12 protein-coding genes are annotated in these 12,239 nt (G+C 60.7%); 5 read left to right on the top strand and 7 right to left on the bottom strand.

Annotation, left to right across the window (positions count from 1 at the left end; translation table 11 throughout):
• Positions 1-40: 40 nt before the first annotated feature.
• Positions 41-928 (bottom strand): LysR substrate-binding domain-containing protein, encoded by an 888-nt coding sequence (locus tag LQ231_RS05430; RefSeq protein WP_113140280.1) that lies wholly within the window; start codon positions 926-928, stop codon positions 41-43.
• A gap of 107 nt (positions 929-1,035) precedes the next feature.
• On the opposite strand from LQ231_RS05430, the gene LQ231_RS05425 reads away from it, so the two are divergent.
• Together LQ231_RS05425 and LQ231_RS05420 are read left to right on the top strand one after the other, a co-directional pair.
• Entirely contained in the window at positions 1,036-2,289 is a 1,254-nt protein-coding gene (locus LQ231_RS05425; RefSeq protein ID WP_113140279.1) for an aromatic ring-hydroxylating dioxygenase subunit alpha, read from the top strand.
• On the top strand, positions 2,279-3,364 hold the full coding sequence (locus LQ231_RS05420; RefSeq protein WP_230170582.1) for a hybrid-cluster NAD(P)-dependent oxidoreductase: 1,086 nt from the start codon (positions 2,279-2,281) through the stop codon (positions 3,362-3,364). Before LQ231_RS05425 ends, LQ231_RS05420 begins: the two co-directional genes overlap by 11 nt.
• A 99-nt stretch (positions 3,365-3,463) precedes the next feature.
• Here the strand turns inward: LQ231_RS05420 and LQ231_RS05415 are convergent, their stop codons facing one another.
• Positions 3,464-5,500 (bottom strand): NADH:flavin oxidoreductase, encoded by a 2,037-nt coding sequence (locus tag LQ231_RS05415; protein ID WP_230170581.1) that lies wholly within the window; start codon positions 5,498-5,500, stop codon positions 3,464-3,466.
• Positions 5,501-5,645: 145 nt separating this feature from the next.
• Between LQ231_RS05415 and LQ231_RS05410 the strand changes: the two genes are divergently transcribed.
• Positions 5,646-6,275 carry a TetR/AcrR family transcriptional regulator gene (locus tag LQ231_RS05410; RefSeq protein WP_113140276.1) on the top strand — a complete coding sequence of 210 codons (630 nt, stop codon included), beginning with the start codon at positions 5,646-5,648 and terminating at the stop codon, positions 6,273-6,275.
• Positions 6,276-6,281: 6 nt separating this feature from the next.
• Positions 6,282-7,082 (top strand): pyrroline-5-carboxylate reductase dimerization domain-containing protein, encoded by an 801-nt coding sequence (locus LQ231_RS05405; RefSeq protein ID WP_230170580.1) that lies wholly within the window; start codon positions 6,282-6,284, stop codon positions 7,080-7,082.
• 164 nt (positions 7,083-7,246) lie between these two features.
• Here the strand turns inward: LQ231_RS05405 and LQ231_RS27270 are convergent, their stop codons facing one another.
• The 5 genes from LQ231_RS27270 to LQ231_RS05385 all read right to left on the bottom strand — a co-directional run bounded on the left by LQ231_RS27270 (position 7,247) and on the right by LQ231_RS05385 (position 11,148).
• The gene (locus LQ231_RS27270) at positions 7,247-8,395 is read right to left on the bottom strand and encodes a diguanylate cyclase (protein WP_356635110.1); all 1,149 of its coding nucleotides are present in this window, start codon (positions 8,393-8,395) and stop codon (positions 7,247-7,249) included.
• 2 nt (positions 8,396-8,397) lie between these two features.
• Positions 8,398-9,024 carry a hypothetical protein gene (locus LQ231_RS27265; RefSeq protein ID WP_356635107.1) on the bottom strand — a complete coding sequence of 209 codons (627 nt, stop codon included), beginning with the start codon at positions 9,022-9,024 and terminating at the stop codon, positions 8,398-8,400.
• 140 nt (positions 9,025-9,164) lie between these two features.
• Complete coding sequence (locus LQ231_RS05395; RefSeq protein ID WP_230170579.1) at positions 9,165-9,518, bottom strand: HNH endonuclease signature motif containing protein; 354 nt, start codon at positions 9,516-9,518, stop codon at positions 9,165-9,167.
• A 238-nt stretch (positions 9,519-9,756) separates the two neighbouring features.
• The gene (locus LQ231_RS05390; protein ID WP_230170578.1) at positions 9,757-10,059 is read right to left on the bottom strand and encodes a putative quinol monooxygenase; all 303 of its coding nucleotides are present in this window, start codon (positions 10,057-10,059) and stop codon (positions 9,757-9,759) included.
• A 72-nt stretch (positions 10,060-10,131) separates the two neighbouring features.
• On the bottom strand, positions 10,132-11,148 hold the full coding sequence (locus LQ231_RS05385; protein ID WP_230170577.1) for an NADP-dependent oxidoreductase: 1,017 nt from the start codon (positions 11,146-11,148) through the stop codon (positions 10,132-10,134).
• A gap of 91 nt (positions 11,149-11,239) precedes the next feature.
• Between LQ231_RS05385 and LQ231_RS05380 the strand changes: the two genes are divergently transcribed.
• Entirely contained in the window at positions 11,240-12,142 is a 903-nt protein-coding gene (locus LQ231_RS05380; RefSeq protein ID WP_230170576.1) for a LysR family transcriptional regulator, read from the top strand.
• Positions 12,143-12,239: the final 97 nt, after the last annotated feature.

Here is a 12,239-nt window from a genome sequence, read left to right as displayed (position 1 = left end):
GCCCGCGGCCGGCGCGCACCGAGAGGCCGCGGCAACCCGGTTATGCGTGCAGCGCGGCCAAAAGCCAGGAAACTGCCCGGTCGCTGGCCACAGTCCTCCGTGCCTTGAGGGGCAGAAGAACATTGTATCGCCCTTCGGCCTTGGACGTTTGATCATCAAGGGCGACCAGGGTTCCGTCGTCAAGAAATGTCTGGACGAGCGTGCCCCAGCCCAGCGCTACACCTTGGCCGGTACGGGCCGCGAAGATCGTTTCGGTATAATGGCTGAACCGCAGCGACGGCTTGTGCGCAAACGATGCCCCGATTTGCCCCAGCCACTGCGACCAGGAAAACCACAAGGGATCGGAACTGTGCGTTTCGATAAACTCGTCTGACGGAGAAAGAGGTCCGGGCTGCCTTCGCCTGAGGTAATCCGGCGAACAGACGGGCGTGATGTAATCCTCTCTCGAAGCGATCACGGTGCCGTCGTTAAACGGCGGCACGCCATAACGAATGGCGATATTGATCTCGCCGCCGTCGAGATCGATCTTTTCGTCCTGGGATACCACCCGCACCTGGATACCCGGGTTCTGAGAGCGAAAGTCGGCCAGACGCGGAAGCAGCCAAAAAGACGAGAACGCGACCGTTGCCCCGATCGTGACAACGTCCTGACCGGTGGCTTTGATATTGTCGACCGTGTCGGCGATATTGGCGAAGCTTTGCGCCAGCGATGCGCCGAGGATCAAACAGGCCGGCGTCGGTTCAATGGCGCGATGCTTGCGCAGGAACATCGGCTGGCCCAGTTCCGCCTCAAGCAAGGCAATTTGCCTGCTGACGGCTGCCTGTGTGACGCCGAGTTCCGCCGCCGCTGCCGTGAAGCTCTTCCTGCGCAAAACAGCTTCCACCATGAGCAATGCCGTCAGCGATGGTAGTCGTCTTCGAAACTGCATGCTCGCCTAACTCATCCATAACTTTTCGTTATGCCAACGTAAGAATTAATGCCGTTGAACGGGCTGCATGGCAAGAGCACTCTCGCTGCAAAGCAAAGGGGATCTTCATGCTGAACACGTTTGCGTCTTCGATCTCGTCACTTCTGGACGCACGCGCCGACGGGCACGCACTGCCCGCGGGTCTTTATATTCGCTCGGACGTGTTCGATGCCGACATGGACGTGTTCTTCCGTCAGCACTGGATCTGTATCGGTCTGGAATGTGACGTGCCCGAGCCTGGGGATGCCGCCGTTGTCGACATCGGAAAAACCAGCCTCATCCTGTTGCGCGACGATGACGGCGAGATCCGCGTCATGCACAATGTCTGTCGCCACAGGGGGTCGCGCCTCCTTGATCCCGGCAAGACAATCGTTTCGAAACTGGTCTGTCCCTATCACACCTGGACCTACGAACTGAGCGGCGAGTTGAGCTATGCGCCACATATGGGCAAGAGCTTCGACAAGGAATGTCGCAGCTTGAAGTCGGTTGCCTTCAAATCCATCAGCGGCCTGATCTATGTCTGCCTCGCCGACAATCCACCGGAGGACATTGCCCACCTCACGCAGGCAACGGCTGAGCGCCTGGCCCCCTACGATATCCGCAATGCGAAAGTCGCTTTTGAATCGGACGTGATCGAGCACGGCAACTGGAAGCTGACGATCGAGAACAATCGGGAGTGTTATCACTGTTCGGCGAACCATCCCGAGCTATGCGTTTCTTTCGTCGACCTGGATTTCGGATTTGACCCCGAGACCCTCAGTCCGGAAGACAGAGCCCAGGCAGAGGAGCATCTTGCCCTCTATGCGGAGCGGACCCGCCAGTGGGAAGCGGACGGCTATCCTTCCGCCGCCGTCGAACGGCTTGCTGACTGCGAGACCAATTTCAGGACACAGCGGCTGATCATTTCCGGCGCGGGCGAATCCCAGACGCCCGATGCCACGGCCGCGTCGAATAAGCTCCTGGGAACGATGACGCGCAAGGATCTCGGCGATACCCACCTGTGGGGTATCAATAGCTGGAACCACTTCATGGGTGATCATGCGGTCGTGGCAATCGTCATCCCGCTTTCGGCCGACAAGACGCTGGTGCGCACCAAGTGGCTTGTCCACAAGGACGCGGTCGAGGGTGTAGACTACGATCTTGAGAAACTGACGAACGTCTGGCTGGCGACGACCGAACAGGACGCCGACTTGGTGGCGCGCTCCCATGCCGGCGTCGAGGACCCGGCCTATGTTCCGGGACCCTATTCTCCGTTTTCGGAAACCAACCTCGACAAATTCGCCACCTGGTACATCGATCGGATGCGCGCTCATGGATACTAAGAGCGCATTTCCGGCAATGAAACCCATCGAGAAAACCGAATTCTGGAACAGGGATCTGGACGAGGATCTCGTTTGCATCGACGTTCACCCGGAAACGCATGACGTGAAAACCTTCACGTTCGTTTCGACGCACGGCAAACGATTTGACTTCAAAGCCGGGCAGTATTTTCTCTTCGACCTCAAGGTGGACCAAGAGCCCGAAAGCCGCTGCTACAGCATCTCATCCTCGCCCCAGCGCACCAATGCGTTTTCCGTCACCGTGAAGCGCGTGCCGGGCGGAAAGATTTCCAACTGGTTTCACGACAATGTCGTGGCCGGCTTTGAAGTGAAGGGCAACGGCCCTCTCGGACATTTCATTCGACCGGACGCCAGGAAGCTTCTTCTTCTGTCGGGCGGGTCAGGCATCACCCCCGTGATGTCGATCGTGCGTGAACTCGCAGATACGTACGAGCCAATCGACGTCGTATTCATGCATGCGGCACGAAGCCCCAGGGATCTGATTTTTCGCGACGATCTTATTCGGCTCGCCACCCGGGAAAAAGGATTGCGTCTGCACTTCCTGCCAGAGATGACCGCGGGCGAAGCCCATTGGCCCGGTCTCACCGGACGCATCTCGCCAGACTACATGAAGCTGGCGGTGCCCGATCTTAGCGAGCGAACGGTGATGTGCTGCGGCCCGGCGCCGTTCATGGCGGCGGCGCGCGCAATCGTTGCAGAACTCGGGGTTCCTGCGTGCAACTACATCGAAGAAAGCTTTGACGCCGCCGTCATCGACGATATCGATCTCCCCGTTGCCCAAGAGGCCGCAACACGAATGTTTGCCGTGGACTTTGCCAAGCAAGGCCGCAAAATCGATGTTTCTGGCGAGCAGACCGTGCTGTCCTGTGCCAAAAAAGCGGGGGTGAAACTCCCCTCCTCCTGTTCAAACGGCGTGTGTGGCACGTGCAAGTCAAAACTGGTTTCCGGAACCGTCGACATGAACCACAATGGCGGGATACGCCAGCGTGAGATTGACGCCGGGCTGTTCCTGCCCTGTTGCTCCAAACCGCTGAGTGACCTCGTCATCGATCGATAAAGCCAGAACCATCCCTGCCACGCGTCATTGTACCGTTCACGCGATCTCCCCGGCACACGAGGTTCAGCGAAGCCCTGACGGGCTTCGCTTCAAGCCATGTCACATATCCTTGACGAGGCGCAGGGCGTCGTAGATTGCCGCATGCGTGTTGCGGGCGGCGACCGCGTCGCCAATCCGGAACAGCTGATAGGATCCCGCGGGATTGCGCTCGGTGGTTTGCGGCGCACCGGCCAGCAATGCGTCGTAGGAGACTTCCCCGAGGTTTTTCGAGCCGGGCTTCAGTTCGAAATAGAGGTCGTCCAGCGGAATGGTGCCGTGATTGACGACAATCTGGTCAAATGTCCGCTGCTTCGCCACGCCGCCGTAGTCGCTGCCGACATGGGCGACAATCTGGTTGCCGCTCTTTTCCGCCTCTACCAGCCGATAGGTCACGGTAAAGGTGACGTCGAGCTTCTGCAGCGAGCGCATATAGGGAACGAGGTTCATCGCCATGACTTCGGGCGCAAACGAGCGGTCGGGTGTCATGATCTCGACCTTTGCGCCGGTCTTGGCGATAAACTCCGCCGCCTGCAAACCGGCATGGTCACCGGCGTCATCGAAGACGAGTACGTTGGTGCCGGGTTTCACATCGCCTGAGATGATGTCCCAGGAGGAGACGACAAGCTCGTTGCCCTTCGACAGAACATCCGTATGCGGCAGTCCGCCGGTGGCAATGATGACCACATCCGGCGCTTCCGCCGCGATCATATCGGCATCCGCCCAGCTGTTGAAATGAAAGGTGACGCCGAGCTTTTCGCACTGGCTCATGCGCCAGTCGATGATGCTGATCATTTCGCGGCGGCGCTCGCTCTGGGCTGTGAGACGGATCTGGCCGCCCGGATTGTTGGCCGCTTCGAAGACCACGACGGCATGGCCGCGCTCGCCCGCGACGCGGGCGGCTTCCAGACCGGCCGGTCCTGCGCCGACGATGACCACCTTCTTGGCGATGTCGGCCTTGTCGATCTGATGCGGCATGGTCTGCTCGCGACCGGTTGCTGCATTGTGAATACAGAACGCCATGCCGCCTTGATAAATGCGGTCGAGACAGTAATTGGCGCCGACGCAGGGACGGATATCTTCCTCGCGCTTCTCGATGATCTTTCGGACGATATGCGGATCGGTCATATGGGCCCGCGTCATGCCAACCATATCGACCTTGCCGGAGGCAATGGCATAACGCGCCGTGGCCACGTCCGGAATCTTTGCCGCATGAAACGTCGGAAACTGCGTTGCGGCGCGGATCTCCCCGGCAAAATCCAGGTGCGGCGCGTTGGCCATACCCTGGATCGGAATGAGGTCGGTGAGACCCGGGTCCGTGTCGATGTGACCGCGGACAACATTGAGATAGTCGATCAGGCCGCTGTCGCGCAGGCGCCGTGAAATTTCAATGCCCTCGCCGGCCCCCGTACCGCCGGGAAGACATTCGTCGGCCGTGTAGCGAACGCCGAGGATGAAATCGTCGCCGACCCGCTGCCGCATCGCCTTGAACACGTCGAAACAGAAGCGCATGCGGTTGTCGAGATCACCGCCGTAGGGGCCGTCGAGCTCGTTGGTGAGTGGCGAGGTGAACTGGTCGATCAGGTGGCCGTAGGCTTCCAGCTCGACGCCGTCCATGCCGCCGGCCTTCATGCGCTCGGCGGCATCGGCAAAATCCTTGATGATGCGCTCGATGTCCCAATCTTCCAGCTTCTTGGGAAAGGCGCGGTGTGATGCTTCGCGTTGATGCGAGGGTGCGACGACCGGCAGCCAATCACCCTTGTCCCAGCGTGTACGCCGGCCCAGATGGGTCAACTGGATCATGATCGCCGCGCCCTCTTCGTGCACGGCGTCGGTCATTTCCTTAATCCAGGGAACGATCTCGTCCTTATAGGCGAGCAGATTGTTGAAGACGGGCGGACTGTCCTTAGACACCGCGGCAGAGCCTGCCGTCATGGTCAATGCCACGCCGCCCTTTGCCCGTTCGACCGTGTAGGCGCGGTAGCGCTCCTTCGGCATGCCATCTTCGGGGTAAGCCGGCTCATGCGACGTGACGATGATGCGGTTTCGAAGGGTCAGATGCTTCAGTTGATAGGGCTGAAGGAGGGGATCGTTCGACATGCGAAGGGCTCCTGTTTATGGCTTCACGCCACAGGCTAAGGGTGAATGTACATATGTGTCAACTTTAAAAACACTGTCGTACTATAACTCGACATAGATGTACCTTTTGCTTGAGTTGCCGCGTCAATTTTGTTAGGAGTTCGGCATGGAACAGGGAGCAAGTGACAGCGGTTGGCGTGGATCCCAGGAGGGCTGGCTCGAAGCCGCCCATGAACTGCTGCTTCTGTCCGGTGTCGATTCGGTGAAGATCCTGCCGCTTGCCAAGCGGCTCGGCCTTTCGCGGACGAGTTTCTACTGGTTTTTCAAGGACAGAGAAGAACTGCTGGACACGCTGGTCGCGCGCTGGAGGGACAAAAATACCGGCAATCTCGTGAAGCAGTCCGAGGCTTACGCCGAGTCACTGGCGGAGGCGATGTTGAATGTCTTCGACTGCTGGCTGAACAAGGATCTCTTCGATTCCCAGCTCGAATTCGCCATTCGCAGCTGGGCGCTCCAATCAGCCGAGATCAAGGTGGAGGTTGAGCTTGCCGACAAGGCGAGGATGGAAGCCCTGGGCCGGATGTTTGTCCGGTTTGGCTATGACGAGGCCGCAGCCGATGTTCGGGCCAGGACGACCTATCTCGTACAGATCGGTTACATCTCGATGCAGTCCACCGAGGACGTCGCGCTGCGCATGAAGCGAATTCCCGAATATATCGCGATCTATACCGGCCAAAACCCGCAACAAAGGGAACTCGATCGCTTTTATGCGCGGCACGGCTACAAAGGGGAGTAGGACGAGGTGGACGGTGGCAAGGACTTGCGCATCGGCGTGATCGGCGCCGCTGGCTGGCTCGGCGGCGCCCTTGTCGGTGCGGCGCTCGATGCCGGGATTGTGCACCCTCAAAACCTCGCACTCTCCTTTCGCAGCATGAAGCCTGAGCGTTTCCGGGAAGCGTTCTGGACAGACGACAATCAGACCCTCGCAGACCGTTCGGATGTTATCCTTGTCTGCGTCCGGCCGGGCGACTGGCGCACCCTCAAGGTCAATGCGAAAGGCAAGCTTCTCATTTCGGTCATGGCCGGCATCCCGCTGGGCGTGCTGCGTGATCATCATCAGACTGATCGCGTGGTCCGCTCTCTCCCCAATGCAGCCGCCGAAGTCGGCCGATCCTACACGCCCTGGGTTCCGACCGCGACGGTCAGTGAAGCAGACCGCGCCATTGTCCGCACCCTGTTCGGCGCCTGCGGCCTTCAGGACGAGCTGACATGTGAGAGTGATATCGACTATTTCACCGGACTTTCCGGCGCCGGTCCCGCGTTCCCGGCGCTCCTTGCCGATGCCATGATGCAGGACGCTGTTTCGCACGGCATTCCGGCCGAAATCGCCCGACGTTGCGTCAATGCCGTGATCGTCGGCGCCGGGCGCCTGCTGGAGAAGCGGGACGCCTGTCCGTCCGAAACGCTGAAAACATTCCTCGCATATCAGGGCACCACGGCAGCAGCGATCGAAGCCATGCGCGTGGCGGGCTTCGAAGCGTCGATCGCCCGCGGCCTGACAGCGGCATTCGCCGCTTCGGCCAAGTTGGGCGACGCTGGCTAGCGCGGGGAAGCGGGCTTCGTCGGCGTCGCTGCACGCGCGTTTTCATCCACGCTGGGGCGCTCGTTCGGACCTTTCGCGATCACTGTGGTGCCTCGCCCGGCCGGCATCGCGCAGACCGCGAAAAGCCACTTTCTGCATGCGACACCGGAAAACGCAGCAGACCCCTATGCCGCGGCGATCCTGCTCGATGCGAGGGTTTTGTTGCGACCCTCGGCTTTCGCCTGGAGCAGCGCCGCATCGGCCCGCGTGATCAGCGTTCCTGTCGAGCCTTCATTGGGAGATCCTGCCACGCCCAGCGACACGGTGACGATGCCCAGCATCTTGCCCGCATGCGAGAGTGCGGCGCTACTGACCTTCTGTCGCACGTTTTCCGCGACGGCAATCGCTTCGTCTTCCGTGCGGCCGGGAAGCAGAATTGTGAACTCCTCCCCGCCAAACCGGAACGCACGGCCATCGGGTTCGATCGTGTCGCGAAGGATCTGCCCGACATACTGCATGACCACGTCGCCGGCATCATGTCCAAATTCGTCGTTGAACCGCTTGAAGAAGTCGATGTCGATCATCAGGCAGGCAAGCATCTCGTTCGATGCCGCAGCCTGCGCCAGGGTCTCGTCAAGGAACCGGCGATTGAACAAACCGGTGAGAGGATCCCGGACGGACAATGCGATCAGCTTGTCGCGCAATTGAAGGTTTGCGATGGCCAGGCCGACGTTTTCGGCAATCAGTTCCAGATACAGACGTGACCGGTTTACGCCGGACCACTCCGCGCCGTCCCCCTCCAGGTACAAAAGGCCGATCATCTCGCCCTGGGCTGTCAGCGGGACGCAGAGCGTTGCCGCATTGCCGCCGTGCAGATGCTGGCACGGCACATCACTCTCGCCCGAACCGCTGGCATGCGGGCGGACCCTGCGCAGCCCCCAGCAGGCGGAGGCCGGAAATGTCTCGGACGCATCAACAGGCTCCAGCCATGCCGCCGCGCGCGCGAGCGTCGCCCTCATCTCGTCGAGGAAGTAGAGCCCACCCGCGATGCCGGGGAAGATCTGCGGCGCATAGCGGGCAACGACATCGGCGAGCTCAACCTGGTTCTGGCAGGCCTGCAGGCGATGCATCATCTGAAGGATCAGGTCCTTCGTGTCCTGGTCCGCCCTGCGCTCGGCATCAAGACGCTCCCGCTCGATGCCATTGATGCGAAAGATCTCGATGGCATCGTTCATGTCACCAATCTCGTCCCGCCGCCGGTCGACGGGGATTTCGACGGTGTAGTCCTGCCTTGCCAGTCTGCCGACCACGCCGACCATGCGCATCAAGGGCATCGTCACACGCCGCCGCAGGACGAAATACAACACGCCAGGAAAAGCGCGGCGGTCACGGCGAGCATGATCTTGGCGAGGAAGCTCCAGACGTCGCTGCGCGATCGTGATGTTTCCAATTGCGCTTGGGTCCGCGCGGCGATCAGGTCGCGAAAATGGAAAACCTCTGCGAGCAATGTTTCGTGGAGTCTTGCATGATCCGGCCCGAACACCAGGCGTTGCGCGTCACCCCTGTCGCCGTTCTGAAAGGTCTCGACCGCGGCGGTCTCGATCTTGGCCAGTTCCTCCACGACCTTGTCGATCTTTTCCAGCGCTTCGGCCTCGGCCGGCTTCAACCCCTGCGATACCAGCTTGAGCGCTGCGGCTTCCCGTCGCCGTTCCGATTTTTCCTCGGCGTGAAACGCCTGCAGGTTGCGCTCTTCGCCGCGCATTACATACAGCCTCGCCTCGTCGGTTCTCACCTCCGCGCCCAGGGCCAGTTCCTCCGCCAGGCTGTCCAGCACCAGATGCTCCTCGACAGCGGCACGTTCGTCAATCGCCGCAGACGACGACATGATGAAGGCCGTACCCGACAGAGCCGTCAGAACGACCGTAATGCCGTAGGCCCAGTTTGTGATGGTGCTTATTCTCATGCGCCCAGCATAGCAGTCTCTGCTTGAAGGATGCTTAAAGGGATCGATCGAGGAACGTCGACTGTCATCGGCCTCTGATGCCGGACGACGCCAGGGTCATGGGCCTGCTGCTGGCGGCCCTGCCCCGAAGCATTGCACGGCTAGTATTTGCGCCCTCGGCCCGAGCCCGATGTATGTCGCGATTCCTTGGCCGAGTCGGAAAAACCCGGAGGCTTGCTTTTCACCCAGGCGACAAATTTCTGCACGGCAGGGTCCTCAAGGATCGCCTCGATCGTGCAGAACGTCTTGGCGAGTTGAGAATCGGTGAATATCGCATGGATCTGATCGTGGCATACACGATGCAGGCGAACGGTCGTCTTGCCGCCCTTGCTCTTCGGGACGAGATGGTGCTTGTCCATCTGATCATCCGGGATCACGCGCTCGCAGATCGGGCAAAACACCGGCTCCGGCGTCTCGTCCTCTGCAACCAATTCCTGTCTGTGCTTGCGGGCCATCTGTACTTGTTCGATCTTTCTGTTTGCTGGCCTTGCGTCAAAATCGCTGTGACCAATCCATGCCAGTACCGATGCCGGGGAACGCGGCTCGGTGGTCCAGCAGCAATGCTCCCGGGCATCGACCGGGAGTGGTCCAATGGCCAATTCCGGTTTCGAAAACAGAAGCTACCGCTCTCGGGTCCCGGATACGGTTGAGAGTATCGATGCTTTGGCCATCCTCAGTCAACAGAGGCTTGCCCTAATTCTCCGGCAGTTTGCGTTGGTTTCCCGCGTCATACATCTGAATATCGCCGCGCATGCGACCGTGCCATCGATCGATGAAGGCCCGGGTAGCGTCGGCGTCAAGATGAGCACGGAGCGCCGATTGATCCGACCACCGTTCCGCAATGAGCAGGCGCCCGGTCTGCGGGTCGGCCACTGCAGCGTCGTAGGAAATATTTCCGGGACGCTGCCGCGTGGCGACCGCAAGCCCCTGAAGATCGATGAGAAATTGCGGAAGATCGGTGGGATCGACGTGCACGTATCCGGTTACGATGAGCATGGTGGTTCCATCCTGGGTTCGGGTTTGGGTTTGGCCCGGCCACCGACTTGATGTTGACCGGGACCCGGATGATCATTCTGCGATGAGAACCACCTTGCCCTGAACTCCGCCCCGGGAGGCGCGCTCATGGGCCGCCGACGCTTGCGCCAGCGGAAAGGTGCTGTCGATCGCAATGCGAAGGGTGCCATTGTCGAGCAATCGACCGGCCTCTGCCAGTTGCCGGCCGTTCGATCGAACCTGTGTCGAGGACACCACAATCCCGCGCCCGGCAGCGTCATCGTGAGCGACAAAGCCCAGGGGGTTGACCAGAAACAGCGCTCCGCCCGGCTTGATGATGCTCAAGAAGCGCTCCATGTTGGTGCCGCCGACGGCATCGATCACGAGGTCCATATCCTGCACGACCTCTTCGGCCGCCGCCCTGCCGTAGTCGATGAACTGATCCGCGCCCAGATCGCGCAGAAGCGCCTCGTGCCGTCCGGAAGCAACAGCGATCACACGCGCGCCTTTCCACTTCGCGACCTGAACTGCCAGGTGGCCGACGCCCCCTCCGGCTCCATTGACCAGCACCGTCCTGCCTTCAAGCGGGACCGGTGCATGGGGAAACGGCTGAAAAGGGTTCCTCTCGTCATGGCCAAGATCGACCAGAAACTGCCAGGCCGTCAGCAACGACATGGGTGCGCCCGCTGCCTGGACGTGGTCGATCCCTTGCGGCTTCAGGGCCAGATCCGATGCGGGGACGCTGACATAGTCGGCATAGGCGCTGCTGCCTTTCATCAGATCCTGCGGAAAGCGCACCATCGCATAGACCGCGTCACCGACACGGAAACCCGCTGCGCCCGTGCCGAGCGCGGCCACGACACCAGAAACATCTGTGCCCGGGATCAGGGGAAAGCTTGGATCAGGCCGCCATTCGGGCGGGAGCGCCCGATAGCCGTCACGCAGATAGAGATCCGGCGGATTGAGACCTGCCGCATGCACGCGGACAAGGACCTCGCCACGCGCCGCGACCGGTCGCGGCGCATCCCGATAGAGCAGGACCTCGGGGCCACCAAATTCCTGCAGCTGCACTGCCTTCATCATCTCCGTCATTCTCAACCTCGCTGTCGCCGTTTGTTGTCGACAGCAGATAGGACTTACCAACTAGGTTGATAATGCCGCGTGCGTTCGCTTTAATAGTGCCATGAAGGAACAAATTGGATTTGAACGGCTGACCGGCCTTATCGCGTTCGCCAAAGCGGGCTCTCTCGGCAGCTACACTGCCGCCGCCCGGGCGCTCTCCGTCTCGCCTTCGGCGATCAGTAAGAGCGTGCAGCGGCTTGAACAGCGGCTTGGTGTCTCGCTCTTCATGCGCACGACGCGCTCGCTGGCGCTGACCGCCGAGGGACGCGACCTGCATGAGCGGGCGCTGCGGCTGCTGCGGGATGCCGAGGAGATCGAGCAGGTGGCAAAGTCGGCACGTGCCGAGCCCGCCGGCACATTGCGGATCGCCACATCCTTGCCGATCGGGCTTCATGTGATCGCGCCAGCACTTGGTCCGTTTCGGCAGCTGCACCCGAAAGTGACGATCGATCTCAGGCTGAGCGATCATATGGTGGATCTCATCGAAGACGGCGTCGATCTGGCCGTTCGGATCGGCGACCTTGCGGACACGCGCCTTCTGTCGCGTCGACTGTCGCCCCATCGGCTCTGCTGCTATGCTTCCCCGGCGTATCTGGCCAAACACGGTAGCCCGCAACATCCCGATGAACTGGAGGCGCATGAAACGGTCAATCTGCGCTACCAGAACACCGGCCAGCTCTTCCGCTGGCCGTTCCATACAGGCGACCGTGACATCGAGATCCTGCCGTCCTCCGGCATCATCGTCGACGCAAGCGAGGCGGTGATCGCCTCGGTCGCTGCGGGCGCAGGCATCGGCATGCTCACGAGCTTCATGGCCGCCCCTCGGGTCGAACGCGGCGAACTGATCCCCGTCCTCTCCGATTTTGCCGTGGAGCGCCACAATATCACGGCGGTCTGGCCCGAAAGTCGCCGCACCAATCCTGCTGTCCGCGCCTTTTTGAAGGAGCTTGTCAGATTGTTCTAGTTTTCGACCAGCGCGATTGAAAAGGTTGGTCCAGAGACCCGCAGGACATCGATCGTTCCCGCACAAGCATGACCAAAGTGCATGCCAAGCATTTGAT

Origin of the sequence: Rhizobium sp. CECT 9324, assembly GCF_918741265.1 — a bacterium.
In the GTDB taxonomy this organism is placed as follows: Bacteria; Pseudomonadota; Alphaproteobacteria; order Rhizobiales; family Rhizobiaceae; genus Allorhizobium.
This window is presented reverse-complemented; position numbering and strand designations above follow the sequence as displayed.